The sequence below is a fragment of the Sphingomonas alba genome (assembly GCF_023516555.1).
Taxonomy (GTDB): domain Bacteria; phylum Pseudomonadota; class Alphaproteobacteria; order Sphingomonadales; family Sphingomonadaceae; genus Sphingomicrobium; species Sphingomicrobium album.
On record NZ_JAMGBD010000001.1, the window covers coordinates 1,367,986 to 1,394,898 of the forward strand.

Here is a 26,913-nt window from a genome sequence, read left to right on the forward strand (position 1 = left end):
CGGCGCGCGGTCCCCCTCTTATGCGCGCCGGCCAATTCGCGCTTGCAACATGTCTAGCGCTCACCCCACATTAGGGCCGTGCTTCGACAGTATGAACTGATCGAGAAGGTCCGGGCCTATGACCCCGACGCCGACGAGGGGCTGATCAACCGCGCCTATGTCTTCTCCATGAAGGCCCACGGCGCCCAGGTCCGCGCCTCGGGCGACCCCTATTTCAGCCATCCGATCGAAGTGGCTGGCATTCTCACCGACCTGAAGCTCGACGACGAAACGATCGTCACCGCCATCCTCCACGACACGATCGAAGATACGGTCGCGACGCCGGAGCAGATCGAGAAACTGTTCGGGTCGAACGTCGCCAGGCTGGTCGACGGCGTGACCAAGCTCAGCAAGATCGAAGCGCAGAGCGAAAACGAGCGCGCCGCCGAGAACCTCCGCAAGTTCCTCCTCGCCCTGTCTGACGATATCCGCGTCCTTCTGGTGAAGCTCGCCGACCGCCTCCACAACATGCGGACGCTTCATCACGTGCCGAGCGAGGAGAAGCGTCGGCGAATCGCGCGCGAGACAATGGATATTTATGCCCCGCTCGCCGAGCGGATCGGCATGTACGAAATCATGAACGAGATGCAGACACTGGCTTTCCGTGAACTGGAGCCGGACGCCTACGCCTCGATCACTCGCCGCCTGAAGCAACTCCACGACAGCGGCGGCGACCTCGTCAGCAGGATCGGCCTCGGCCTGCAGCTCCATCTCGCCGACCATGGCCTCGAAGCCGAAGTCACCGGCCGTGAGAAGCACCCTTTCTCCATCTGGAAGAAGATGGCGGAGCGGCACATCAGCTTTGAGCAATTATCCGATGTCATGGCCTTCAGGGTCATCGTCGCCAATGTCGACGAATGCTACCGCGCGCTCGGCCTCATCCATGAGCGATGGCCGATGGTCCCCGGCCGCTTCAAGGACTTCATCTCGACCCCCAAACGCAACGGCTATCGAAGCCTGCACACCTCCGTCATCCATGATTCGAAGATGCGGATCGAGATCCAGATCCGCGACAAAGCGATGCATGCCCAGGCCGAGCGCGGGCTTGCCGCCCACTGGGCGTATAAGGAAGGCAAGCCGATCGCCGATCTCCACGTCCCGTGGATCGACGACCTCGTCGAGATTCTCGACCACGCCGATAGCCCGGAAGAACTGCTCGAACATACGCGGATGGCGATGTACCAGGATCGCATCTTCGCCTTCACGCCGAAGGGAGAGCTTATCCAGCTGCCAAAGGGCGCGACACCGGTCGACTTCGCATTTGCCGTCCACACCGCGCTTGGCGACCAGACGGTCGGCGCGAAGGTCAATGGCCGCGTTGTGCCGCTCAGGACCCTGCTCGAAAATGGCGACCAGGTCGAAATCCTTGCCTCGGAAGCGCAGCACCCGCAGCCGAGCTGGTTGCGGTTCGTCGCGACCGGCAAGGCGCGGTCTTCAATCCGGCGCTTCGTGCGACACAAAGAGCGCGACGAGACGATCGAGCTTGGGCGCAAGATTTACGATGAGATCGTCGGCCGCCTCCCTGCCCCGCTCGCCCCCGAATCGCTTGGGCGCGCGGTCAAGAAATTGAAGGTCGAGGATGCCGACGCGCTGATGATCGACATCGCCCGCAAGCGCATCTCCGACGAAGACGTCATGGAAGCGCTGATGCCGGGTTCGGCCGGCAGCGACGTCGCCTCCCGCCCGCCTGCCCAGCGCCAGGCGATTTCGATCAAGGGCCTGACCCCCGGCGTCGCCTATCACCTGGCCGAATGCTGCCACCCTATTCCCGGCGACAGAATCGTCGGCCTGCGCCGCGAGGACGAAAGCATCGAGGTGCACGTAATCGGTTGCGACCAGCTGGCAACCGGCATTGACGCCGACTGGCTGGACCTGGCCTGGGGCGACGAGTCGGACGGCGGCACGGCGCGGCTGTGTATCATCCTGCGCGACGTGCCCGGTGCACTCGGCACCATGGCCGGAATCCTGGGCGCAAAAGGTGCGAACATCATCAACCTGCACCTGGCGCATCGCGACGGGAGCTTTCAGACGTTCCACCTCGACGTCGAGGTGCACGACCTCGCGCACTTGCACTCGCTGCTGGCGGCGCTGCGGAGCGCGGACCCCGTTTCCAGTGCCGAGCGCCTTTAGGCCTTTTTCGCCTTCGGCCTGCGGATGGCGTCGGCGCCGCCCGCGGCCAACACCGCCAGCGTCACCAGGTCTGACGAGCTCGCGGTCATAGGCGCAATCTGCACCGGAAGAGCCATGCCAACGAGGTACGGCCCAAGGACGCTTTCGGCCGAGATGGCGCGCATCAGCTTGGCCGAAATATTCGCCGACTGCAGGCCTGGCATGATGAGGATATTGGCCGGGCCGGTCAGGCGGCTGAATGGATAGAATTTCGTCTGGGCCTCGTGGTTGAGCGCCACGTCGGGGCCCATCTCCCCTTCATATTCGAAATCGGTGACGATGGTGTCGAGTAGCTTCACCGCGTCGCGCAGTTCCTCAATATGGCGCCCCGGCGGATTGCCGAAAGTCGTGTAGGACACGAAGGCGACGCGCGGCTCCTGCCCCATGCGGCGGGCGAAGGCGGCGGCGCGAATGGCGATCGCTGCATATTGCTCCGCCGTCGGTCGCTCCGTGACGGCGGTGTCGGCGATGAGCACAGTGCGCTGGCGGCCGACGACGATGCTGATGCCGAAGGGCGTCCCGCCGGCCTCGTCGTCAACCACGGTCCGGACCTGCGCCAGGGACTGGCTGAACGGACGGGTCGTGCCGGTGATCATCGCATCACCTTCCCCCAAGGCCAGCATGGCGGCGGCGAAGGTGTTGCGATCCTGGTTGACCATGCGCTCGACCTCGCGGCGGAGCATGCCGCAGCGTTGGCGCTTGCCGTAGACGAAGTCGACGGCGCGGCCGACGAGCGGCGAATTGCGGCTGTTGAGGACTTCGTAGTCGCCAGGATTTTCGACACCCAGCTCGGCCAGCTTCTCGCGAACGTCCTCCCGGCCGATCAGGACCGGCGTGCCATAACCACCTTCCTTGAACGCGATGGCGGCGCGCAGGACGTTGGGCTCGTCGCCCTCGGCGAACAGGACGCGCTTCGGGTTCAAGCGGGCCGCTTCGAACGCAAGGCTGAGGACCGACGCAGTCGGGTTTAGACGTGCCCGCAGCGCCGTCCTGTAAGCGTCCATGTCCTCAATCGGCTTCTGGGCGACGCCCGTCCGCATGGCGGCTTCGGCAACGGCAATCGGGACGATCTCGATGAGGCGTGGATCGAAAGGCGCAGGGATAATGTAGTCGGGGCCGAAGCTCTGGCTCTTGCCGCCATAGGCTGCGGCGACTTCCTCCGGCACAGCCTCGCGCGCCAGGGCGGCAAGCGCGGTGGCGGCGGCAATCTTCATTTCCTCGTTGATCGCGGTGGCGCGCACATCGAGTGCGCCGCGGAAAATGAAGGGGAAACCGAGGACGTTGTTGACCTGGTTCGGATAGTCCGAACGACCCGTAGCGATAATCGCGTCCGGGCGCGCGGCCTTGGCGTCCTCCGGCAGGATTTCAGGGTCCGGATTAGCCATGGCGAAAATGATCGGCTGCGGCGCCATCGCCACCACCATGTCGGGCTTCAGCGCGCCCGCGGCCGAAAGGCCGAGAAACACGTCTGCGCCAACCAAGGCTTCCCCAAGTGTCCGGGCATCGGTGTCGACGGCGTGGGCCGATTTCCACTGATCGAGGTCATCGCGGCCCTTGTGGATGACGCCCTTGCGGTCGCACATTATGACATTGTTGTTGGCCACGCCCATCGCCTTGATGAGCTCTGTGCAGGCAATGGCGGCGGCGCCGGCGCCGTTGCACACGACCTTGACGTCCTTCATCTTGCGATTGGTCAGGTGGCAGGCGTTGATGAGGCCGGCGGCGGTGATGATCGCGGTGCCGTGCTGGTCGTCGTGGAAGACCGGGATGTTCATCCGCTCCTTGAGCGCCGCTTCGATGCGGAAACAGTCTGGAGCGGCAATATCTTCAAGGTTGATTCCGCCGAAGCTCGGCTCGAGCAATGCAACGGCGTTGATAAAGGCGTCGGCGTCCTCGGTCGCGACCTCCAGGTCGATGGAATCCACATCGGCGAAACGCTTGAAGAGTACCGCCTTGCCTTCCATCACCGGCTTCGACGCAAGCGCGCCCAAGTTACCGAGGCCGAGGATGGCAGTGCCGTTGGAAATGACAGCGACGAGATTGCCCTTGGCCGTGAGGTCGTAGGCCTTGCCGGGGTCGGCGGCGATCGCCTCGACCGGCACTGCGACGCCAGGCGAATAAGCGAGGCTCAAATCGCGTTGCGTGGCCATCGGCTTGGTGGCGACGATTTCAATTTTGCCCGGCCTGCCGCTCGCGTGGAAATCGAGCGCCTCCTCGGCCGTGAATTTAACGTTGCTTTCCATGCCGCCTCGCGTTCCTCTCGGACGCGCCTTTAGCGGCCTTTTTGCCTGAGAGTCACCCTCGCTTGGCGCGCGCTTTGCCGTTACCACGTGATGCAATGGCCAGAAGTGATGCGCAGACCCCGATGATGGTGCAGTACCATCGGCTGAAGGCCGAAGCCGGTGACGCCTTGCTTTTCTATCGGATGGGCGACTTTTTCGAACTCTTCTTCGACGACGCCAAGATCGCCGCGCAGTGCCTCGACATCGCGCTCACCAGGCGCGGCGAGAACGAGGGCGCACCGATTCCGATGTGCGGTGTGCCAGCACACAGCGCGGAGTCCTATCTGGCGCGTTTGATCAAGGCGGGCCACCGGGTCGCCATCGCCGAGCAGACGGAAAGCCCGGCGGAAGCACGCAAGGCGCGTGGGTCGAAGGCCCTGGTCGATCGGGCGATAATCAGGCTGGTGACTCCGGGAACGCTGACCGAAGAGACGCTGCTGGCACCGGCATCTGCCAACTGGCTGGCAGCGGTCGCCAGGTCCGGTGACGAATGGGGCATCGCTGCCGCCGACATCTCAACTGGCCGATTCGAGCTGATTTGCTGCGAGGCGGGTGAGCTGGGCGCGGAGCTGGCGCGACTGTCGCCGGCTGAAACTATCGCCGATTCGCCGGTTCCGGGGATTTTTTCCGCCATTGGCAAGGGCGGGTTCGACAGCCTCACTGGCGAGCGGTCATTGAAGGCGCAATTTGCGGTCACGACCCTGGACGGCTTCGGCGCGCCCGGCCGGGCCGAACTGGCGGCGGCAGGCGGCCTGCTCGCCTATTTGGCGGCAACTCAGAGGGACGCCGGTTTGTTGCTGTCCGCGCCACGGCGGATTGCGCGTGGCACGCACGTGGCCATCGACCCGGCGACGCGCGACAGCCTGGAAATCACGCGGTCGGCGACGGGCGGAATCGCCGGCAGCCTGCTTGGCGAGGTCGACCGCTGTGTCACCGCTGCAGGACGGCGCCTGTTGGCTGCCGATCTGTCTGCGCCGTTGCTCGACCGGGCGGCCATTGAGGCACGGCTCGCACTGGTGCAGTTCTTCCACGACGACCAATTGCGCCGTGAGAACATCCGCGATGCGCTGAAGGCGATGCCCGACATCGGCCGTGCGCTCGGCCGGCTGGTAGCCGGGCGCGGAGGCCCCCGCGACCTTGCCCAGCTCCGCGACGGCCTTGCTGCCGCGTCGTCGCTGAGGAAGGATCTGGAGAGCATCACGCCACAGCCCGACCTGCTGCGGCAAATGCTGCCATTGCTCGGCGGCCATGCGGCGATGGTCGACAGACTAAGGATCGCCCTGGTCGATTCGCCGCCGATCGACACCTCGAAAGGCGGCTATATCGCCGAAGGCTATGACGCGGCTCTCGATGGGTTGCGAGCGGCCTCATTGGATGGGCGGCGCGCCATTGCCGCGCTTGAAGCTCGCTATCGTGACGCGACCGGCGTCGCTTCGTTGAAGATCCGGCATAATGCCGTGCTCGGCTATCATATCGAGGTCGCCGCACGGCATGCCGACCGTCTGATGGCCCCCGACAGCGGATTCGCGCACCGCCAGACTCTCGCCGGGGTCGTCCGGTTCAACTCGCCGGACTTGCATGAGGAAGCGGCCAAGGTCGTTGAAGCTGGGGGTCATGCGCTGGCCGCCGAAGCCGCTCATCTGGAAGAGCTGACCAAGCTGGCAGCAGATGCGTCGACCGCGATCACCGCCACCGCCGATGCGATTGCACGAATCGATGTCGCCGCCGGCAATGCAGCGCGCGCTGCGGAGGGCCAATGGTCGCTGCCATCGCTCGTCGAGCACCCCTGCCTGGAAATCGACGGCGGCCGCCACCCGGTAGTCGAACATGCGCTGTCCGATAGCGGCGAACGCTTCATCGCCAATGATGTGAGCCTTGGCCCGAATGATCGACTCTGGCTGATCACCGGCCCCAACATGGGCGGCAAATCGACTTTCCTCCGTCAGTGCGCGCTAATCGTTCTATTGGCCCAGGCCGGCTGTTTCGTGCCCGCCGTCCGCGCCAAGGTCGGTCTGGTCGATCGGCTTTTCAGCCGCGTCGGCGCCTCCGACAACCTCGCCCGCGGTCGCTCGACTTTCATGGTCGAAATGGTCGAAACCGCCGCGATCCTCAGCCAGGCGACGCCCAACAGCCTGGTCATCCTCGACGAGATTGGCCGCGGCACTTCGACATATGATGGCCTCGCCATCGCCTGGGCCGTGGTCGAGGCCATGCATGACGAGGTGAAGGCGCGAACCTTGTTCGCGACCCACTACCACGAGCTGACCCTCCTCGCGGACCGGTTAGATAGCCTGTCGCTTCATCATGTCCGTGCGCGCGAATGGAAAGGCGAGCTCGTACTGTTGCACGAAGTCGCCGACGGTCCGGCCGACCGCAGTTACGGCATTGCCGTCGCGCGTCTGGCGGGATTGCCGCCGACGGTTGTCGCGCGGGCGCGCTCGGTGCTGACCAAGCTGGAAGCCGGCCGCGATGCAACCGGCGGAATTGCTGCCGGCCTGGACGAATTGCCGCTTTTCGCTGCCGTCGACCCGGAGCCCGTTGCGGATCCACTCATGGACGCGATCGAGCGCTTTGAACCCGACCGGATGAGCCCTCGTGAGGCGCTTGATGCATTGTACGAATTGAAGCGTTTGGCGGCGGAGCGCAGCTGATGCTTCCGGCCCGCTTCGACCTGGTCGAGGACCGCCGGACCATCATCGACCGCCGGGCCATCGCCGAGCGCATCGCCGGACTCTCGCAGGGGGCACAGGGAGAGATCTCGACAATCCTCAAAGGCGCGCTCGAAACGGGCCGCGTGGAAATTGCGCGCCGGTTCGAAGCGGAGCCAGCGCGCGGGCGCATGGCCGCCGCCTGCTACGCGTTCCTGACCGACCAAATCCTGCGGTTGGCCTTCGACGCTGCGCGGTCGCATTTGGTCGACAGCAAGCCGTCTGATGACAGCGTTGCAATCGTCGGCCTTGGCGGGACGGGCCGGGGAGAGATGGCCCCGTTCAGCGACGTCGACCTGCTGTTTCTGGTCCAGGAAGGTAGCGGCGACGACGTGGCGGCGCTGATCGAGGCGACGCTTTACCTTCTCTGGGATTTGCCCTGGAAGCTTGGCCACGCGGTCCGGAATTGCCGGACCCTGATTTCCTTGGCGAAGAATGACATCACCATCCGCACCGCTTTCCTCGAGGCGCGATGGATCTGGGGTGACGAACAGCTGTTCGACAATTGCACCGCTCTCTTTCGCAAGGAGGTCGTGAACGGGACGGGTGCCGAGTTCGTCAGCGCCAAGCTCGCTGAACGTGATCAACGTCACTTGAAGCTTGGTGACAGCCGCTACGTGGTCGAACCCAACGTCAAGGACGGCAAGGGCGGCCTGCGCGACCTTCACACGCTTTATTGGATTGCCCGATATGTTCACGGCATCAACAGGCCGGCAGACCTGGTGGAGGCCGGCCTTCTCACACGCCAGGAATATCGTCGGTTCGAACGTGCCGAACGATTCTTCTGGGCAGTGCGCTGCCACCTGCACCTCATCGCGGGACGAGCTGAAGAACGGCTGAGCTTCGAGTATCAGCCGCTCATTGCGCGGGCGATGCGCTACGCCGAGCGGCCGGGGAAATCCGCGGTCGAACGGTTCATGCAGTTCTATTTCTTGCAGGCCAAAGCCGTCGGCGACCTCACCGGCCTGTTCCTCGCGCAGCTCGACGAGCAAATGGCCCGCAAGGGGCGGCGGTTTGCGCTGCCGACATTTCCGCGTCGACCGTCCAAACTCCACGGCTTCAGCCTCGATCGAGGGCGGCTTTCAATCCCGAGCGAGACTTTCCTCGCCGAACAACCGGCGCGGCTAGTCGAGCTGTTCGCAATTGCCGCGCGGGAGGGACTGGAGATTCACCCGCGAGCGATGCGCGCGTCGACCCGGGACGCAAGACTGGCCGATCAGGTGCGGGACGATGCCTCCGCCAATGCCTTCTTCATGGAAGCGTTGACGACAAAGGAACACCCCGACGTTGTGCTTCGCTGGATGAATGAAGCCGGCGTATTCGGGCGCTTCGTTCCCGATTTCGGCCGCGTCGTCGCCCAGATGCAGTTCGACATGTACCATCATTATACGGTCGACGAGCATTCGATCCGGGCAATCGGCCTTCTGGCAGCGATCGAGCGTGGTGAACTCGCCAAGGACCATCCCCTGTCGACGGCACTATTTCGCCAGATAGGCTCACGGCGGACACTTTATGTTGCCGTCTTGCTCCATGATATCGCCAAGGGGCGGCGGGGCGACCACAGCATTCTCGGGGAGCAAGTAGCGCTGGAGCTTTGCCCGCGCTTCGGCCTCGATCCCGCCGAAACCGAAACCGTCGCCTGGCTGGTGCGCCATCACCTTTTGATGTCGGCGACGGCTTTCAAGCGCGACCTGGCCGACCCCAAGACGATCGAGGATTTCGCCGCGCAGGTGCAAAGTGCCGAACGATTGCGGCTGTTGCTGATGCTGACCGTCGTCGATATTCGGGCGGTCGGGCCCGGAACGTGGAATGAGTGGAAGCGCCAGCTGCTGCGGACCTTGTTCGATGCCGCCGAAGAGCGTTTGCGCCTGGGTCACAAGCAGCGCGGCCGGGCCGAAGAGGTCAAGGAGCGGCAGGAATTGTTGGCCGCTGCACTAGGGTGGCGGAAGGGCGCGGCGCTTGCCCATGCGAGGCGCTTGCCGGACAGTTATTGGTTGGCGGAACCTGCAGCCTGGCAGCTTGCCAATGCGCGACAGGTCGCGGAGGCGGAAGCGCATTTCGGCGACGCCAAGCCGAGCGTGATCGCGGTCGACGAACCCGATTATGGGGCTACCCGGGTCAGCGTCTTTGCGCCTGATCGACCGGGACTATTCTATCGCGTCTGTGCGGGCCTCGCCGCGGCGGGGGCGTCGATCGTCGACGCGCGCATCCACACTACGCGCGACGGCATGGCACTCGACAACCTTCTGGTTCAGGACTCGCAGCGGCGGCCGTATGCCGACCGCCGCTTGCGCGGCCGACTGGTCAAAGCCGTTGAATCGGCGCTGGCATCGGACGCGCTGCCGATGCCTCCGGCAGCGGCGCCACTACCGCGTCGCCGCGCCGCATTCAGTGTCGCGCCGTCCGTAATCGTCGCTGACCAAGCATCCAGCCGCACGACCGTGGTCGAGGTCAATGCTCGCGACCGCGAGGGCTTGCTGGCCCGGCTGGCATTGGCGATCCATGACCAACACCTGCAGGTCCGCTCGGCCCATATTGCGACCTACGGCGAGCGGGCCGTCGATACCTTTTATCTCACCGGTGCGGACGGCCGTAAGCTTCACGCGGAAGTGATCGAAGCCCTGCGTGCCGCGCTGACTGCCGCCGCGAGCGAGGCGGATCGACGCAACCGCGCCGCCTGACACGAAAAAAAGGCCCCGCCCGCGAACGGACGGAGCCCCCCTTTTTTGGTTGGTCGATTAACCCCGTTCAGGCGCCGGTGCCGGCGGCGGCGGCGGCGGCGGAGACGGGCAGGTCGCGCTCGCCTCGATGACCGAACCGTCGGCGCAGGTCTGCATCGGCGCCGGCGGTGGTGGTGGCGGAGCCGGCGGGGCGGCCTCAACCATCCGCGGCCGCGGCTGACCTAGCTTGCCCTTGATAGTAAGCCCGAAGGTCCGCGGCTCCCCGAGGAAGTCGGCGTAGAGCTGCTGCGATCGCGTTGTCACTGGATAGTTGGCAAGCACACCACAGAAGCCGTTCAGCGCGCCGTTCTCCGTGCAACCGCCCTGCAGCGGCGCGTCGAAAGCGACCTGCTTGAACTTGGTGTCGAGGAGGTTCTGCGCCCAAAGCTCCACGCCCCAAAGGTCGTTCGGCCCACTGATACCGATGCGGCCATTGATGACACCGAAGCCTTTCTGGAACTTCTCGACGTCGAGGTCGGAGCCAGTGTTGAAGCCGCTCATCTGACGAGCATCGATGTAGAAGAGGCCGTGCATGCCGTTTGAACCGATCGGCGGCGTGTAGCCGAAGGACGCTGTCGTCACCAACTCGGACGCGCCCGAAACCTGCGCGTTGGAAAGCTGGAATAACGAGCCTGACAAAGGTTCGCCGCTCGCGCCGACCAGATTGTCTCGGTAGCGCGTGCGGGCATAGGTCATGCCAACATTGAAGCTCGCGTAGCGGAACGGCCGAGTGAAGACTTCGATCTCAAGGCCCGTCGAACGGACACCCGACCTCAAGCTTCCGACGCACGCTCCCGTTGGCCCGGTTGTGACCGGATCATTGACGTCAGTATCGCCATTGGGGACGTCGAGCGAGCTGCAGCTGTTGACGTTTTCAACCTCAAAATTGAGGCCATTAAACGTGTTGAGCTGGAAATCCTTGAAGTCCTGCCGGAACAAGGCGAGGTTGATGTCGATTCCTCGCCCGTTATATTTCAGACCCAACTCCCACGCGTCGTTGAGCTCCGGATCGAACTGCAGGTCAGATCCGCCAGCAGCGTGAGTGCAGTTAAGGCCTGCGCCAGGACCTGTGCCACAGACCGCACCCGCCACAGTGGCATGGGTTGATAGATTGGTCGTGAATGCTCTCGCGAGTGCCGACCGGTCGAGGTTGAAGCCGCCGGCTTTGTATCCCTTTGAGTAGCTCGCATACATCAGGATTTCGTCAATCGGCTTCCAGCTGAGCACCGCCGTGCCCGAGAATTTATGCTCGGTCTTGCTGTCGTCGAATGAGTAGTCGTGCCCTGGAACACTGGGAATGAGGCATGGCAGCGACGCGAGCGTGGTTCCGCTCAAAGCCTCACAGATCAAGTTATTGTCGGTGAGATGAGCGTCGAGCGTTTTCTTCTCATGCGTGTAGCGCAGGCCCACGGTAAGCTTCAGGCCCTTGGTGATCTCAAAAATATTGTGCGTGAAAATCGCAAAGTTGTCGCTGTCCTGGTCGTAAAGGTCGTCGAGTCCGACGCCCGTGAAGGTCCGGCCGGTGAGGTTCGTGAAACCACTGGTGGTGCCGCCGGCGAAGGCGCCGAGCTTTGAAAAAGCCTGGAAAGTCAGCAGATTTGCACCTGTGAGCAGGCCCGTGCCTATCATGGCGTTGGCGACATTCGTGTTGAAGCAGGTGCCCCCGTTGTTCGTCGCATTGTTCGTGTCGATCAGGCCATTGCCTAACGCGACGAGGCCGGCGTTGTGCAAAAGGTTGCCGGCGTTGACGAAGGTTCCCGCAAAGCTGTTGGCGACAACGCAATTGGCGTACTGAGAATAATCATTGCCGTACGTCAGATTGTCGCGGAGTTTCAGGTTTTCGTGCGCATAATAGCCACCGACGAGCCAATTCAGACGGCCACCCCATAGCTCGCCCTGAAAGCGCAACTCTTGGGTGAATGTCTTGAACTTGTTGTACGAACCGCCGCTGCCATCGCGATAAAGAATGTCGAGATTGTTGAAGTCTGCATCCTGGCCTCGCTCGAAATCGTTCGACCGATAGGCCGTGATCGAAGTCAGCTGGGCGCCGCCAAAATCGTAATTGGCCTCGAGCGAAGCGCCCCAATCCTCGGTGTCCGAATTGAAGCTGCGGCCCGGAGTGACCGAGATCTTGCGGTCATAGGGGTCGTCGAGAATGATGCCCCGCGCGTTAAGATCGGGGTTCCCTACGGGGTGAAGCCCACGGATGATTGTTGCAAACGTCGAGGGCAACGAAAGATAGGTTTGCGCACTCGTCCGGAGTTTGTCTTCGGTCGGCTGGTAGACGGCGGCGCAGCATTGCTCGTTGCGATGCGTGTAATCCGCGATGAAACGGACGGATAGGTCGTCGTTCGGCTGGTAGAGCAACTGGCCGCGGACCATGTAACGGTTGCGATCATTGTAATCGCCGCCGCCGACTACATCGTCGAGGAAACCGTCGCGTTTGATCCAGACGCCGTCAATGCGGGCCGCGAGCGAATCGGTGATCGGTCCGGTCGCGCCGAGGTCGAGCCGTTTGTAACCGTAATTGCCGATCGAGGCCTCGCCGTAGATTTCTTGGGTGAAGCGCGGCTTGGCGGTGATGACATGGATGAGACCGGCCGACGCGTTGCGTCCGAACAGCGTTCCCTGCGGGCCGCGGAGCACCTCGATGCGGTCGACTGCGCCAAGTTCCGTCAAGCCGACGCCGGTGCGGGAGCGGTAAACGCCGTCGATGAAGGTCGCAACCGAGCTTTCGAGGCCCGGGTTATCGCCGACCGTGCCGATGCCGCGGATGTTTGCGCGAGCGGCGCCACCTTCGGATGAGGTCGAGAAGACGAATAGCGAAGGAGACACCTGGTTGAGGCCGCGAAGGTCGGTGGCGCCAGTCTTTTTCAGCGTGTCGCCGCTGACTGCAGACACGGCCAGAGGAACGTCGCTTAGCGCCTCGTTACGGCGCGTGGCGGTGACGATGATTGCATCGCCTTCCTTCTGTTCGTCTTCAGCCTTGGGCTGGTCGACCGCGGCGGCTTCACTTGGGCCTTCGGCCGTCGTGGATGAACTGCCCTGAGTGTCCTGAGCGTAGCTGGGCGTCGCGAGTACGGCGAATCCCGCCGAAAGCAGCCAGATCGACTTGCGCATGGTTTTCCCCTCTCATTCCCGCTCGCGCGTTTCCCCAGGCGCGATGCGGATTGAGAGGGAGGCTAATCCACTGCTTACAGGAATGAAAGCGAGCGCCGGGGGAGGCCGCGCATGATTGGCGCGCCCCTGCGGCGTTTATGCAACATTCCTGTAAAGTTGTGACAAACAGGCGGGCGTGGAGGCGCCCTATTTCGGGGCCAGCACCATCAGCATCTGCCGGCCTTCCATGCGCGGATGGGCTTCGATCTTGGCAATCTCCGCCACCTGCTCCGAGGCACGCTGAAGCACGGCCATGCCGAGTTGGCCATGAGCCATCTCGCGGCCGCGGAAGCGCATCGTGAGCTTCACCTTGTCGCCCTCCTCGAGGAACTCGACGACCTTGCGCATCTTCACGTCATAGTCGTGGTCGTCGATGTTCGGACGCATCTTGATCTCCTTGATCTCCTGCGTCTTCTGCTTCTTGCGCTGCTCGTTGGCCTTCTTCTGGGCTTCGTACTTATAGCGGCCAATATCCAGGAACTTCGCAACGGGCGGGTCGGCGTTGGGAGAGATTTCGACGAGATCGAGTCCGACCTCAGCCGCCTGCTCAATCGCCTCGCGCGTAAACATCACGCCCAGATTCTCGCCGTTCTCGTCGATCACCCTGACCTTCTGGGACTGGATGAACTGGTTGAAACGGGGGCCGGACAAGACCGGCGGCGCCATCGATCGGCGCGGATTGGGCGGTGGTATAACGCAATCTCCATTAACGGTTGGAATCAGCCTGCCAGCTAAGCCTTCGCACTCCGAAAATAAAGGGGTGCGGCCCGAAAGCCGGCATTTTCCGGTTCAGCTGTGGCGGACTCGTGTCAGGCGAGAACGGATTCATCCGCGCGTGTCCGCAGGGCGCGGGCGATGGCGACGTGCCGGGCGATTGGGCGCGAACCATCTTCAGTTGAGAAGGTCGGGCGGCACGGCCTCCGCAGTGACCATCGCCACCGCCTCGTCCAGCGACATCATCTTCTGGTGCTCGTCCGATCCGAGCCGACGCACGGCGACCGTGCCTTCATCGGCCTCGCGCTTGCCGACGACCAGCAGCAGGGGAACCTTGGCGAGGCTGTGCTCGCGCACCTTGTAATTGATCTTTTCATTGCGAAGGTCGGCTTCGGCGCGGATGCCCGCGGCCCGCAGTTTCGCGATGACCGCGTTGGCGTAATCGTCGGCATCGGAAACAATCGTCGCAACCACCGCCTGGACGGGCGCCAGCCAGAGCGGGAACTTGCCCGCATAATGCTCTATCAGGATGCCGATGAACCGCTCGTACGATCCGAAGATTGCCCGGTGGAACATCATCGGCCGGTGCTTCTGCCCGTCCTCCCCGACAAATGTAGCGTCGAGCCGCTCGGGCAGCACCCGGTCCGACTGCAGCGTGCCGACCTGCCAGGTGCGGCCGATCGCGTCCTTTAAGTGCCATTCGAGCTTCGGTGCGTAGAAGGCGCCTTCGCCGGGCAATTCCTCCCAGCCGAATTCCTCGGTCGCCATGCCGGCGGCGATGACCGCCTGACGGAGCTCCTCTTCGGCCTTGTCCCAGTCCGCGTCGCTACCGAAACGATTGTCCGGCCGTAGCGCGAGCTTGATCGAATAGGTGAAGCCGAAATCCTTGTAGATGCGAGCGGCAAGCTCGCAGAAGGCCTGCGCCTCGCTGACGACCTGGTCTTCGCGGCAGAAGATATGGGCATCGTCCTGCGTGAACTGACGCACGCGCATCAGGCCGTGGAGCGCCCCGTGGGGCTCGTTCCGGTGACAGCTGCCGTTCTCATAGAAGCGGATCGGCAGCTCCTTGTAGCTGGTAATCCCCTGCTTGAAGACGAGGATGTGGCCCGGGCAGTTCATCGGCTTCAGCGCCATGAGGTCGGCCTTGCCGGACAAGATCGGCGCGTCCTCATCGGTGCTCGGAATTTCATCCGGGACGATGAACATGTTTTCGCGATATTTGCCCCAGTGGCCGCTCTTCTCCCACTGGCGGGCGTCCATCACCTGCGGTGTCTTGATCTCAAGATAGCCGGCCGCGTCGATTTGCCGGCGCATGTAGGCCTCGAGCGCGCGATAAATGACGAAGCCGTTCGGATGCCAGAAGACGCTGCCATGCGCCTCGGCCTGCAAGTGGAACAGGTCCATTTCCTGGCCGAGCTTGCGATGATCGCGCTTCGCCGCTTCTTCCAGCCGGACGAGGTAGGCGTCGAGTTGCTTCTTGTTGAGCCAGGCGGTGCCGTAGATGCGTGACAGCATCGGGTTCTTGGGATCGCCACGCCAGTAGGCGCCGGAGACGCGCGTCAGCTTGAATGCCTGCGGGTCGAGCTTTCCGGTCGAGGCCAAATGTGGGCCGCGGCATAGGTCTATCCACGCGTCGTCGGACTGGCCCGACCGATACATGGTAATGGGTTCGCCTTCCGGCAATTCCATCACCCATTCGGCCTTGAAACGCTCGCCCTGCTTCTCGAACAGCGCGCGGACATCCTCGCGCTTCCAGACTTCGCGGACGAGCGGCTCGTCGGCGGCGATGATGCGCCGCATCTCTGCCTCGATGAGGGGAAGGTCCTCTTCCGTGAAGGGGCCGCGCTCCGCGCTGGGCGAGAAATCATAGTAGAAGCCGTCCTCGGTCGCCGGGCCGAAAGTGATCTGCGTACCGGGGAACAGGTTCTGCACCGCCTCGGCAAGGATGTGCGCGAAGTCGTGGCGGACCAGTTCGAGAGCGTCCTTCTCGTCGCGCGAGGTGATCAGCGCCAGGTTCGAATCGCCTTCGAACGGGCGCATGATGTCTCGCACCTCGCCGTCAACGCGCGCCGCCAGCGCGGCCTTGGCCAGGCCCGGTCCGATCGCCGCCGCTACGTCGGCTGGGGTCGAACCCTCGGGCATCTCGCGCACGGAGCCGTCGGGAAGGGCGATCTTGAACATTTTCGTCATGGCCAGCGCATGTAGCGGTGTGCGCCGCGCGTCTCAACCGATGAGGCAATGTAAAGCAGGCTTGACTAACGGGGGCCGAGTCGGTAAAGGTCGCTTTACAACCTGAGAAGGATGCTTGACATGTTACGCACTCCGGCCTGGAAACGCTATAATTGGCGCGTCATCTGGCTGAGCTTGGCCTACGCGGCCTTCCTGCTGCCCGCCGTCTACGGCTTCAAGCACGCCCTTATTCCCGGCGCCTGGAAATATGTCGCTGCGGTCCTCCCGGCGCTGCCGATCGTCGGCATCTTCGTCGCAATCGGCCGCTATTTGGTCGAGGAAGAGGACGAATATGTCCGCATGCTGATGGTCCGGCAGATCCTATGGGCGAGCGGCTTCACGATGAGTGTCGCCACCATCTGGGGCTTCCTCGACAACTTCGAGCTCGTTGGCCACGCCGACGGTTATTACATCGTCGTCGTCTGGTTCTTCGGCCTCGGTATCGGCGGCATTGCGAACAAGCTCACGCTTGGCGAGCGCGGCTGCTGACCTTCGCCCCATCGTACAGGAGCCTGACATGAATATTGCTGTTCAAGATTCCGCACAGGCCGGCCGCCGCAAGCAGCTCGTTCTGGTGGTCGCCCTGGAAATGGTGGCGCTGAGTGCTGCCGCGGTTGCCATGATCTTCTTCGACCTAGGATGGGTGGGTGCCATATTGATTGCCTTGCTGGCCGGTGCCTTTACGATCGCCATTGTGCGGGTCGGAGAAGGCAAGGCCAAGGCCGAGGGCAATTTCTCGGTCGCAATGGGCCGCTACAACCGGCGTATGCTCGTCGCGAGCGCTGTCTACGTCGTCGGCTTGTTCGGCGCGATTTGGGCCGATGAACTGATCCGCCCGGGCGGGCCGCTCGCTTTTCTTATCGGGTTTTTGCCGTCGATCGGCGTCTTGGTGATGGTCGTCGCAATGGCGCGCCTGGTTGCGGAAGAAGAGGACGAGTATCAACGCTCCCGGCACATCCGGGCATCGCTCTTCGGTCTCGGCACCTTATTGGTCCTGGCGACAATCTGGGGCTTCTTCGAACAGTTCGGACTGGTGCCGCACGTGCCCTCCTGGGCCGCCGTCCCGGTCTTCGCGCTTGGGCTTGGGCTCGCCAATTGCCTGCCCGGGAGGCGCGCGTGAACAACCGGCTGAAGATCCTCCGCGCCGAGCGGAGCTGGAGCCAGGGCGATCTTGCCGACCGGCTCGGCGTATCCCGGCAGAGTGTTAACGCCATTGAAACCGGCAAATACGACCCGTCGCTGCCCCTCGCCTTCCGGATCGCCGAGCTGTTCGGGCTCGCCATCGAGCAGGTGTTCAGCTCTCCGACCCAGCATCAGTCCAAAGCCATCTAAAAGGGAAATCCAATGCGCATGCTTCTTCTCGCCGCTGCTGCGGCGCTCGCCACCCCTTTGTCTGCTGCCCAAGCGGCGCCGGCCACCCAGAGTCAACCGGCGGAGGTTCGCCTGCCGCACATTTCCATAGTCGCCGAAGGCAAGGGGTCGCCGGTCGTTCTCATTCCCGGCCTGTCCTGTCCGCGAGAAGTCTGGGAATCCGCGGCGGCAGAGATCCGCAAGGCCCATCGCCTCCTGCTCGTGCAGGTGAACGGCTTCGGCGGCGATGACCCGGGTGCCAATCTCGACCAGGACATCCTGGCCGGCATCGGGAATGACCTGCACGCGTACCTCCAGCGCGAGAAGATCGGGCCTGTCCATCTCGTTGGTCATTCGATGGGTGGGCTGGCCAGCCTGCTCTTCGCGAATGCCCATCCCGAGGACGTGAAGGCATTGATGATCGTCGACGCCTTGCCGTTCTTTCCGGTGCTCATGGACCCCAATGTAACGGTCGAACAGGCGCGCCCGATTGCGACGATGATGCGCGACCAGGTCGCGGCGACCTATGGCAAGCCTGTCGATCCGGCGGTGATTGAAGCCAATGTGAGAGGTCTGGCGCTGAAGCCCGAAAGCCTGGTCCTGACAAGGAAATGGTCCGCCGCGGCCGACTCTCGCGTCACCGCTCGTGCGCTCTACGAGGACATGACGACGGACGCCCGACCCCTGCTGCCGGCGATCAAGGCGCCCATCACCATTGTCGTACCCTGGAGCGATAGCGCGTTCGGCAAGGAAAGGACTCTCGCCTTCTACGGCAAGCAATATGCCGGAGCGCCAAACGTCCATTACGCCGACATCGGCGATGCTGGCCACATGGTCATGCTCGACCAGCCGCAGGCGTTCGAGGCGGCGGTGGAGGCGTTTCTCGCCAAGTAGGTGGCTGGCGGCCAGGCGGGGAGCTTGCTACCCGCCCCATCCATGAACGCCATGCCCCGCCCCGAACCTGCCCCGCTTTCCTATTTCGATCCCGGCGACGGCCGCCGAATCGCCTATCGGCTCAGGCCGGCGAAGCCGCAGATCAAAGGCCCAACCCTGGTCTTCCTGCCAGGCTATGCTTCCGACATGGACGGCACCAAGGCGAGCGAGATCGACGTCTTCGCCGCAGTGTCGGGCCTCGCCTACCTTCGCCTGGATTATTCCGGCACCGGCTCGTCCGGCGGCGATTTCGCCGAGGGGACCCTGGATCGCTGGCTCGATGAAGTCATCGCCGCGATCGACCAGCTTGTTGAAGGTCCGGTCGTCGTGATCGGATCGTCCATGGGCGGATGGCTCGCGCTGCATGCCGCGCAGAAGCGGCCGGAGCGCGTGAAGGCCATTGTTGGCGTGGCGGCCGCGCCGGACTTCACCGACTGGGGATTCACCGCGGAGCAAAAGGCGGAGCTGCAGCAGAGCGGCAAGCTGGAACAGCCCAGTCCTTATGGAGAGGAGCCGCAGGTCACGCATCGCGCCTTCTTCGAATCGGGCGCGGCCATGCGACTGCTGCACAAGCCGGTCATGCTCGATTGCGCCGTGCGGCTGGTCCACGGCGATGCCGACGAGGACGTGCCGATCGGCGTCGCCTTCAAGCTGCTGCAGGACGCCCATTCAGGCGATGTCCAGCTAAACATCATCAAGTGGGGCGACCACCGGCTGTCGAAGCCGCACGAAATCGAGACGATCGTGCGGACCATCGCCGTCCTCGCGGAGAAAATTCAATGATCCTGCTTGCCGCCCTTCTCTCTGCCGCGCAGCCGGCGGCCTCGCCGGCCGTCACTGCCGAAGCCGGGCAATGCGGCAATATGGACGACGCCGGCCAGAAGATCTGCGAGGCGCTGGCAGCCCAAAAGGCCGGACGTTTCACCGAGGCCGCGAGCACATTCGAATCTGCCGCGCTAGCGCAGAAGCCCGGAGACGCCGCCGCCGACCGCATGCTTGCTGCCGCCGGCAATATGTGGATCGCCGCAGGCGAGCCGGGCAAGGCGGCCGTCGCGCTGGACAAGGCGCTGAGCGGGACCGGCCTTCTCGCCGACCAGCGAGGTGAGGCCCTGCTCGATCGCGCCCGCGCGGCCGAGGCGCAAGGCGATTTCAAGACCGCCCGCGCCAAGGTCACAGCGGCCTCCGTCACCATCAGCGGGGATGCATTTCTCTGGTATTTCTCGGCGGCATTGGCGATCCGCGAGCAGGACGCCACGACGGCCAAGATCGCAATCGGGAAAGCGCTGGCCCTGGAACCCAATGATCCGACGGTCCTGTTCGAAGCCGGCCACGTCTACGAGTTTGCCGGCGAAGACGACAAGGCGCGCGATTACTGGACGCGCGCTTCGAACGCCGATCCCAAGGGCAAGTCGGGCGATGCCGCCCGCCGTGCACTGGCGATGATGGATGTGCCTCTGACGGTCACGAACAAGGTGACCAAAGAACCGATCGAGGACGAGAAGAACTAGCCTTCCCGTCCCCGCATTCGGCCTAGCCCAAATCGTAATCGATCGTCGTCACGACGCGGACTTTCTGGAACGGCGAACTGCCACCGGACGAGCCGCAGTCATCGCAATCTTCGCCGTCGCGCGCACCCACCGAGAAATAGCCCTGGCTGGCGGTCTTCAGCTTGCCGACCGCCACGCCGCTGTCGCTTGCGAACTGCTGAGCGCTGCGCCGCGCATTCTGGTTTGCCTCGGCAATCATTTCCGGCTTCAGATCGTTGAGCTTCGTAAAGGTGTACGTGACGTTGCTGCTCGACAGTTCGACGCCGTCGCGGAGCAATTCCGCCTGCCGGGCATAGGCCGCTCGCGTCTTCATCACGTCGTTGGTCCGAAGCTGGATCGAGCGGCTGACCGTCAACAACTGCGGACCGGCCGGCGCGCCATAGCGGTCGGTCGGCTGTGAATGGCTGAGCGTGACGTCCACATCCGTAATCTCATCCGACTTGAAACCCGCGCGCTGAAAGAATGCGCGGACCGACCGCGCCTGTTGGTCGACCGAGCCTTGGACGGACGCCAGCTCGGTCCCCTGGTAGGAAAAGCCGATCGACCAGGTCGCTAGGTCCGCTGTGACATCGCGTTCGGAAACACCTCGCACGGTCACCGTTCTGTGCTCGGCCAGCTTGTACCGCCGGAGACCGTCGCCCAGCGCATAGCCGCTTGAAGTCAAACCCAAAGCAAAAATCGCCACCGCGCCCAAAAGGACGGCACGGCTGTCCTGCAGCTTCTGGATCATGTTAGGGATACCCTGCGTTCGTCCGCATGAAGTGCAGCCACCGGTCACAATCGCCGGCCACGGCTGCGACGAACCGTGCCTATATAGCGATGAACTGAGCGAGGCCAAAGTGAAATTCCTCCATTCCATGATCCGCGTGAGCGATCCCGAGGCGACTGTTGCATTCTTTCAACTATTGGGGCTCGAGGAGCGGCGACGGATGGAGAATGAACAAGGCAAGTTCACCCTCATTTTCCTCGGCGTTCCCGGGGATGAGGGAGGCGAGGTCGAACTCACCTACAATTGGGGCGAAGAAGGCTATGCCGGCGGCCGCAACTTCGGCCATCTCGCCTATCAGGTCGACGATATCTACGAGACTTGCCAACGGCTCGCCGACAATGGTGTGACCATCAACCGCCCGCCACGCGACGGCCACATGGCTTTCGTCCGCAGCCCCGACAACATCTCGATTGAACTGCTGCAGAAGGGTGAGCGCAAGGCGCCGGCCGAACCCTGGGCTTCCATGCCGAACACGGGCGAATGGTGAGGGCTATGGAGATCGTCCCAGTCCCGGTCCTGAATGATAATTACGTTTGGCTGATTCACGATAGCGATAGCGGCGAGACAGCGGCGGTCGATCCTTCCGTCGGACCGCCGGTGATCGAGGCGGCCGAAGCGCGCGGGTGGCAGATCTCGCAGGTCTTCAACACGCATTGGCATCCCGACCATACGGGCGGGAACCAGGCCATCCACGAGGCGACCGGTGCGCCGGTCACAGGTCCGACGGAGGTCCGCAAGGTTTACGAGCCTGATCGGATTGTCGGTGAAGGCGACCATGTCCGACTCGGCGGCCTGGAAGCGAATATCTGGGACATTCCGGCCCATACAGCCGGCCACATCGCCATTTATTTCCCAACCGCCAAGGCGATCTTCGTCGGCGATACGATGTTCGCCATGGGCTGCGGCCGCCTGTTCGAGGGCACTGCCGCCCAGATGCACGCCAATCTCCAGCGGCTAGCGGCATTGCCCGAGGACACGCGAGTCTATTGCGGTCACGAATATACGCTGGCGAACGCGCGTTTCGCGGTGACGGTCGAGCCGGACAATGCCGACCTTGCAGCGCGACTCCAGCGAGTCGAGGATCTGCGCGAACGCGGCGAGGTGACATTGCCCACGACGATCGGCGAAGAACGCCGCACCAATCCCTTCATGCGCGCCCATAGCGTTGATGAACTGGCGCGGCTTCGGCAGACGAAAGACAGCTTCGGTTAATCACGGAAGGCGTTTTGATGCCTTTCAGGGAGCGACCAAACTCTAAGGGGAATGACGATGCGCCTTTTCATGCTTGCATCCGTTGCGGTCGGCCTGTGCGCCTGTGCCACCGCCAGTGAACCGATCCAGCGTTCAGCCCAGGCCCAGCGCGAATATGATCACGCTCTGGCGGGCAAGGTAGCTGGCAAGGCCGAGAAATGCCTGCCGACCTATCGATCGAACGACATGACGATCATCGATGACAATACCATCCTCTTCAGGGATGGGCGGACAACCTACGTCAATCATCCGCTCGGAGGCTGCAACAATCTGCACCAGAGCGGCCGCGCGTTGGTGACGAAGAATTTCGGCCCGCAATTGTGCCGCGGCGACCTGGCGACGGTGGTCGACAATTCGTCCGGCATGTCCGTGGGCGCCTGCTCACTCGGCGACTTCATTCCATACAAGCCGAGCTAGGCGAACCCATAGTCGCCTGGCCCCGGACAGGCGGGGCGGCTTACTTCTTGTAAAGCGCGTCGAGGCGGTCTCCATAGGCCGCCTTGATGACGTGCCGCCGGATTTTCATCGACGGCGTCAGTTGTTCGTTCTCCACCGTGAAGGACTCATCCGCGAGGATGAAGCGTCGTACCTTTTCAACAACCGACAACTCGGCATTCACGCGATCGACAGCCTTGCCGAGCAGCTGCTGCAAATCGGGATGATTGGCATATTCCGGGTCGGGAACCAGCAGGCCGACCAAATATGGATGGCGGTCGCCATGAACCATCGCCTGCGCGATCTCCGGCTGCAGGGTCAGCATGCCCTCAACCCGTTGCGGGGAAACATTGTCGCCCTTGTCGTTGACGATCAGATCCTTCTTGCGATCGGTGATGACGATGCGGCCTTTGGCATCGAGGTGGCCGACATCGCCCGTGCCAAGCCATCCATCGCTCAGCACTCGCGCGGTTTCCTCGGGATTGCGCCAGTAGCCATGCATGACGAGCTCGCCGCGGACGAGGATTTCGCCATCCTCGGCAATGCGGATCTCCGTGTTCATCAGCGGTGGGCCGACTGTCTCCATGCGGATCCCCGCCTGGGGACGGTTGCAGCTGATCACCGGTCCGGCTTCGGTCTGGCCATAGCCCTGCAGCATTGGCAGGCCCATCGCCTGGAAGAACAGGCCTACGTCGGTGTTTAGCGGGGCGCCGCCTGACACCATCGCTTTCATCCGGCCGCCGAACTTCTTGTTCACTTTCTTGCGCAAGGTAAGTGAGAGTATTCCGTCCATCGGCAGGTCGAGCGGGTTCTTCTTGCCCGCATAGCGCTTGGCCTCGATCGATAGCGCGCGGCTAAGGAGATAGGCGGGCAGTCCGCCGTCTTTCTCGATGGTCTTCAAGATGCGGGCGCGAAGCATTTCGAACAGCCGCGGCACGACGACCATGATCGTCGGCTTCACCTCCTCTATATTGGCGGCGAGCTTCTCTAGGCTCTCGGCGTAATAAATCTCCGCGCCAAGCGCGATCGGGAAGTGCTGGCCACCGGTATGCTCGTACGCGTGGCTTGCAGGCAGGAAAGAGAGGAAGACCTCCTCATCCCAGCCGAAATCGGTCGAAATGACGTCGATGCAGCCTTCGACATTGTGCAGGATCATGCCGTGGTGCTGCTGCACCCCGCGCGGCGCGCCGCCAGTGCCCGAGGTGTAAATCAGGCAGGCAAGATCATCGCGGCCGACTGTGGCGGAAGCGTCCGCCGTCCCGCCGATATCCGCGGGGCCGTCCACCAGCTCCGCCCAATGATGAAATTGCGCGACCTCCTGGGTCTGGCCCGTGCGAATGTCTTCGATGCCGATGATGTGATGACATTCCGACGCGAACATCACTGCCGGGATCAACTGCTTCGCCAGCTTCTGAGTCGAAACAATGACCGCGCGTGCGCCGGAATTGCCGAGAATATGCTGGTGGTCGCGGGTTGTGTTGGTTGTGTAGGTAGGCACGGTCACGCAACCTGCGGCCATGATGCCGAGGTCGGCGATCAGCCATTCCGGTCGGTTCTCGCTGACCAGCATGACGCGGTCGCCGGGCTCCAGGCCGAGCTTCTTGAGGCTCGCGGCCAGCGCCGCAACCTGGCGCGCCGCTTCATTCCAGCTGATCGATACCCACTTGCCGTCGCGCCTGGCCCAGAGAAACGGCTTCCCACCACGTTCGCCTGCGCGCGTAAAAAACATCGAGACCAGATTTTCGAAACGTTCGAGCTGACGCGCCATTCCTCTCCCCCGAATTGTGCGCCTTCTTAGCTCATCGAGGGCGAAGCGCCACCTGCTTGGAAGAGCGGCCAGTCTGGGCTAGGCGCACCGCATGCGCATTACCCGCCTGTTCGCCTGCGTCTCCGCTTTCCTTGGCCTCGTCAGCTGTGTTTCCGTTCCGGCTGGAACGACCGCGCCCAACGAGCAGCCGTTCGTCATTGCCGCCAATCCGCTTGCGGCCGAAGCTGGCCTCAATGTCCTGAAGCGCGGCGGCAGCGCGGTCGATGCGGCGATCGCGGTGCAGGCGATGCTGGGCCTGGTCGAACCGCAGAGCTCCGGCATCGGCGGCGGCGCCTTCATGACCTACTATGATGCCGCCTCGAAACAGGTCATGGCTTATGACGGCCGCGAAGTGGCACCGGCGCAGGCAACGCCGGACATGTTCCTCGATTCCTCCGGCCGGCCACTGCCGTTCGAGCAGGCCGTACTGAGCGGCCGGGCGACGGGCGTTCCGGGCGCGGTCAAGATGTTGGCCCTTGCTCATGACGAGCACGGCAAGCTCCCGTGGAATAGCCTGTTCGGCTCGGCCGAACGGACGGCGGACGAGGGCTTCATCGTCAGCCCGCGCCTCGCGAAGCTGGTCGTTTATCCCGTGCCGGAGAATGGCGCTCCAGACGTGATTGCCTACTTCCATCAGGGACCCGGCGGTGCGCTGGTCAAGGCCGGAGATCGGCTGGTCAACAAAGCCTACGCCGCCTTCCTCCGCCGGCTGGCGAGCCAGGGACCGGCCGCGCTCTATGGCGGCGAAACGGGTGCGCGCATCGTCGCGCGGACTCGCGTCGCGCCGCTGGCAGGCTCGATGACCATGGCCGACCTTGCCAACTACAAACCGATCAAGCGCGAGCCGCTGTGCGCACCCTATCGTGTTTACTTGGTCTGCACTCCGCCGCCGCCGGGCAGCGGCGTGGGAACATTGGAACTGCTTGGGTTGCTGGAGCATACAGACATCGACCGGCGCGGCCCCAACGATCCCGACGCCTGGTACCTTTTCGCCGAAGCCAGCCGCCTGATGTATGCCGACCGCGACCGTTATGTCGGCGATCCGGCCTTCACCAATGTACCTGCCAACGGCTTGCTGGCGCCCGACTATCTGGCAGACCGCGCGAAGCTGATTGGCGACATGGCAGGCCCGCCGCCCGCCGCGGGCAATCCCGCTTTGGCGCCGGCGATGGCCGCCGATCATACCTACGAGCCGACCGGCACATCGCACTTCATCATCCGGGACGCAGCCGGGAATGTCGTTTCGATGACCACCACGGTTGAATCCATTTTCGGCAGCGGGCGGATGGTGGATGGCTTCTTCCTCAACAACCAGATGACCGATTTCTCATTCACACCGGTCGATGCCGAGGGCCGGCCCGCCGCCAACGCCGTGGCAGCGGGCAAGCGCCCGCGCTCGTCAATGACTCCGCTGCTGATGCTCGACGGCGATCGCAATTTTGCCGGTGCGTTCGGGTCGGCCGGCGGCAATTCGATCATCGCCTTTGTCGCCAAATCGATGGTCGCGGCGATAGACTGGAATTTGCCGACGCAGGAAGCGCTGGCGGTGCCGAACCTCGTCGCCCGCGGACCCAATTTCAACGGCGAGGTTACCAAGTTCAGTCCCGAGATATTGGCCGCGCTCAAGGCCAAGGGCATTGATTTGAAGCCGGGCCAGGGCGAGGACAGCGGAGTCCACGCGGTGATGATCCGCAATCGGCAGGTCGACGGCGGCTACGACCCTCGGCGCGAAGGTGTAGTCCTGACCTTGCCGCGCTAGCGCTCGCCGCCGACGGCTTCGGCGATGCTGGCGAGATTCTCTTCGGTGAGCTTGGCGGCGAGGCCCCTGGCGATCCGGCGGGCAAGGCCGGGGCCTTCATAGACCATGGCCGAATAGATCTGGACGAGGCTGGCTCCGAAGCGGATGCGCACCCAGGCATCGTCGGCGGAGGCAATGCCTCCGGCGGCTACCAGCGGAATGGCGCCCCCACTGGCCGAGCGAAAGCGGCGCAATGCATCGAGCGCCAGTGTCTTGAGCGGTTCGCCGGACAGGCCTCCGGTCTCATTGGCGAAGCGCGATTGGAGCGGCGGTCGCGAAACCGTCGTATTGGCGACGATGATCGCATCGACCTTGTGCTGCATGGCAACGCGGACGATCTGGTCAGGCTCGCCCTCCCCCAGATCAGGAGCGACCTTCAAAAAGACCGGTGGGCCGCCAACCGTCCGCGCTTCCTGCACCGCCGACAGCAAGGCGCGCAGCGCGCCTTCATCCTGGAGCTGGCGAAGTCCCGGCGTGTTGGGCGAGCTGATGTTGATCGTCAGGTAATCGGCGACCGGCGACATGGCCCGGACGCCGGCGACATAATCGGCGATGCGATCGGGCGAATCCTTGTTCGCGCCGATATTCACGCCGACGATACCGCGGCTGCGGTCGCGCTTTGTCAGCCGCTCCAGCGCATCCGCCTGGCCGCGATTGTTGAAACCCATGCGGTTTATGACGGCGCGGTCTTCCTTGAGACGGAACAGGCGAGGCTTGTCGTTCCCGGCCTGTGGCACTGGTGTCAGCGTGCCGATCTCCACGAATCCGAAACCCAGGCCAAGCATCCGGTCGGGAACTTCCGCATCCTTGTCGAAGCCTGCCGCCAGCCCGACCGGCGACGGGAAGCCCAGACCGGCGACGCTGGTTGTCAGCGAGCCCGGAAAGGCAGGCTGGCGACGGCCAGGCGACCACTTCAACGCCGCGATGGTCGCGCGGTGCGCGCGTTCCGCATCCAGGCGGAAGACCAACGGCCGGAGGAGCGGGTAAAGCGCCATGGCGCAAG

At 63.5% G+C, this 26,913-nt stretch carries 20 protein-coding genes; 13 read left to right on the forward strand and 7 right to left on the reverse strand.

Features of this window, described 5'->3' with window-relative positions; all coding sequences use genetic code 11:
* Nucleotides 1–78 precede the first annotated feature (78 nt).
* A complete protein-coding gene (locus LZ536_RS07215; protein WP_249847733.1) occupies nucleotides 79–2,169 on the forward strand; it encodes a RelA/SpoT family protein in 2,091 nt (696 codons plus the stop codon).
* Here the strand turns inward: LZ536_RS07215 and LZ536_RS07220 are convergent.
* Complete coding sequence (locus LZ536_RS07220; protein ID WP_249847734.1) at nucleotides 2,166–4,451, reverse strand: NADP-dependent malic enzyme; 2,286 nt, start codon at nucleotides 4,449–4,451, stop codon at nucleotides 2,166–2,168. The genes LZ536_RS07215 and LZ536_RS07220 overlap by 4 nt on opposite strands.
* Nucleotides 4,452–4,546: 95 nt before the next feature.
* On the opposite strand from LZ536_RS07220, the gene mutS reads away from it, so the two are divergent.
* Complete coding sequence (mutS, locus tag LZ536_RS07225; protein WP_249847735.1) at nucleotides 4,547–7,141, forward strand: DNA mismatch repair protein MutS; 2,595 nt, start codon at nucleotides 4,547–4,549, stop codon at nucleotides 7,139–7,141.
* On the forward strand, nucleotides 7,141–9,879 hold the full coding sequence (locus LZ536_RS07230) for a [protein-PII] uridylyltransferase (RefSeq protein WP_249847736.1): 2,739 nt from the start codon (nucleotides 7,141–7,143) through the stop codon (nucleotides 9,877–9,879). Before mutS ends, LZ536_RS07230 begins: the two co-directional genes overlap by 1 nt.
* Before the next feature lie 57 nt (nucleotides 9,880–9,936).
* On the opposite strand, the gene LZ536_RS07235 is transcribed toward LZ536_RS07230, so the two are convergent.
* The 3 genes from LZ536_RS07235 to thrS form a co-directional block, all read right to left on the reverse strand.
* Entirely contained in the window at nucleotides 9,937–13,038 is a 3,102-nt protein-coding gene (locus LZ536_RS07235; protein WP_249847737.1) for a TonB-dependent receptor, read from the reverse strand.
* A gap of 186 nt (nucleotides 13,039–13,224) precedes the next feature.
* Nucleotides 13,225–13,743, reverse strand: coding sequence for a translation initiation factor IF-3 (gene infC / locus LZ536_RS07240; RefSeq protein WP_249847738.1), 519 nt, complete (start codon nucleotides 13,741–13,743; stop codon nucleotides 13,225–13,227).
* Nucleotides 13,744–13,968: 225 nt separating this feature from the next.
* Nucleotides 13,969–15,981 carry a threonine--tRNA ligase gene (thrS, locus tag LZ536_RS07245; RefSeq protein WP_249847739.1) on the reverse strand — a complete coding sequence of 671 codons (2,013 nt, stop codon included), beginning with the start codon at nucleotides 15,979–15,981 and terminating at the stop codon, nucleotides 13,969–13,971.
* Nucleotides 15,982–16,101: 120 nt separating this feature from the next.
* Between thrS and LZ536_RS07250 the strand changes: the two genes are divergently transcribed.
* From LZ536_RS07250 to LZ536_RS07275, 6 genes are read left to right on the forward strand one after another with little or no spacing between them, the layout of a single operon-like run.
* Nucleotides 16,102–16,509: a hypothetical protein gene (locus LZ536_RS07250; protein WP_249847740.1), complete on the forward strand. Its 408-nt coding sequence runs from the start codon at nucleotides 16,102–16,104 to the stop codon at nucleotides 16,507–16,509.
* A gap of 28 nt (nucleotides 16,510–16,537) precedes the next feature.
* On the forward strand, nucleotides 16,538–17,140 hold the full coding sequence (locus tag LZ536_RS07255) for a hypothetical protein (protein WP_249847741.1): 603 nt from the start codon (nucleotides 16,538–16,540) through the stop codon (nucleotides 17,138–17,140).
* Nucleotides 17,137–17,352 carry a helix-turn-helix transcriptional regulator gene (locus LZ536_RS07260; RefSeq protein ID WP_249847742.1) on the forward strand — a complete coding sequence of 72 codons (216 nt, stop codon included), beginning with the start codon at nucleotides 17,137–17,139 and terminating at the stop codon, nucleotides 17,350–17,352. The genes LZ536_RS07255 and LZ536_RS07260 overlap by 4 nt, the downstream gene beginning before the upstream one ends.
* A 12-nt stretch (nucleotides 17,353–17,364) precedes the next feature.
* A complete protein-coding gene (locus LZ536_RS07265) occupies nucleotides 17,365–18,264 on the forward strand; it encodes an alpha/beta fold hydrolase (RefSeq protein WP_249847743.1) in 900 nt (299 codons plus the stop codon).
* A 51-nt stretch (nucleotides 18,265–18,315) separates the two neighbouring features.
* Nucleotides 18,316–19,086 carry an alpha/beta hydrolase family protein gene (locus tag LZ536_RS07270; RefSeq protein WP_431357939.1) on the forward strand — a complete coding sequence of 257 codons (771 nt, stop codon included), beginning with the start codon at nucleotides 18,316–18,318 and terminating at the stop codon, nucleotides 19,084–19,086.
* On the forward strand, nucleotides 19,083–19,811 hold the full coding sequence (locus LZ536_RS07275) for a tetratricopeptide repeat protein (RefSeq protein ID WP_249847745.1): 729 nt from the start codon (nucleotides 19,083–19,085) through the stop codon (nucleotides 19,809–19,811). Before LZ536_RS07270 ends, LZ536_RS07275 begins: the two co-directional genes overlap by 4 nt.
* A 22-nt stretch (nucleotides 19,812–19,833) precedes the next feature.
* On the opposite strand, the gene LZ536_RS07280 is transcribed toward LZ536_RS07275, so the two are convergent.
* Complete coding sequence (locus LZ536_RS07280; protein WP_249847746.1) at nucleotides 19,834–20,580, reverse strand: SIMPL domain-containing protein; 747 nt, start codon at nucleotides 20,578–20,580, stop codon at nucleotides 19,834–19,836.
* 109 nt (nucleotides 20,581–20,689) lie between these two features.
* On the opposite strand from LZ536_RS07280, the gene LZ536_RS07285 reads away from it, so the two are divergent.
* The 3 genes from LZ536_RS07285 to LZ536_RS07295 are packed head-to-tail and all read left to right on the forward strand — an operon-like array spanning nucleotide 20,690 to nucleotide 22,287.
* Nucleotides 20,690–21,106, forward strand: a complete 417-nt coding sequence (locus LZ536_RS07285; RefSeq protein ID WP_249847747.1) for a VOC family protein — start codon at nucleotides 20,690–20,692, stop codon at nucleotides 21,104–21,106.
* Between the two features lie 5 nt (nucleotides 21,107–21,111).
* Nucleotides 21,112–21,831 carry a hydroxyacylglutathione hydrolase gene (gloB, locus tag LZ536_RS07290; RefSeq protein ID WP_249847748.1) on the forward strand — a complete coding sequence of 240 codons (720 nt, stop codon included), beginning with the start codon at nucleotides 21,112–21,114 and terminating at the stop codon, nucleotides 21,829–21,831.
* A 51-nt stretch (nucleotides 21,832–21,882) separates the two neighbouring features.
* Complete coding sequence (locus LZ536_RS07295; RefSeq protein ID WP_249847749.1) at nucleotides 21,883–22,287, forward strand: hypothetical protein; 405 nt, start codon at nucleotides 21,883–21,885, stop codon at nucleotides 22,285–22,287.
* Between the two features lie 40 nt (nucleotides 22,288–22,327).
* Here LZ536_RS07295 and LZ536_RS07300 read toward each other — a convergent pair whose 3' ends face one another.
* Entirely contained in the window at nucleotides 22,328–24,073 is a 1,746-nt protein-coding gene (locus LZ536_RS07300; protein WP_249847750.1) for an AMP-dependent synthetase/ligase, read from the reverse strand.
* 91 nt (nucleotides 24,074–24,164) lie between these two features.
* On the opposite strand from LZ536_RS07300, the gene ggt reads away from it, so the two are divergent.
* Entirely contained in the window at nucleotides 24,165–25,871 is a 1,707-nt protein-coding gene (gene ggt, locus LZ536_RS07305; protein ID WP_249847751.1) for a gamma-glutamyltransferase, read from the forward strand.
* On the opposite strand, the gene LZ536_RS07310 is transcribed toward ggt, so the two are convergent.
* Complete coding sequence (locus tag LZ536_RS07310) at nucleotides 25,868–26,905, reverse strand: quinone-dependent dihydroorotate dehydrogenase (protein ID WP_249847752.1); 1,038 nt, start codon at nucleotides 26,903–26,905, stop codon at nucleotides 25,868–25,870. The genes ggt and LZ536_RS07310 overlap by 4 nt on opposite strands.
* Nucleotides 26,906–26,913: the final 8 nt, after the last annotated feature.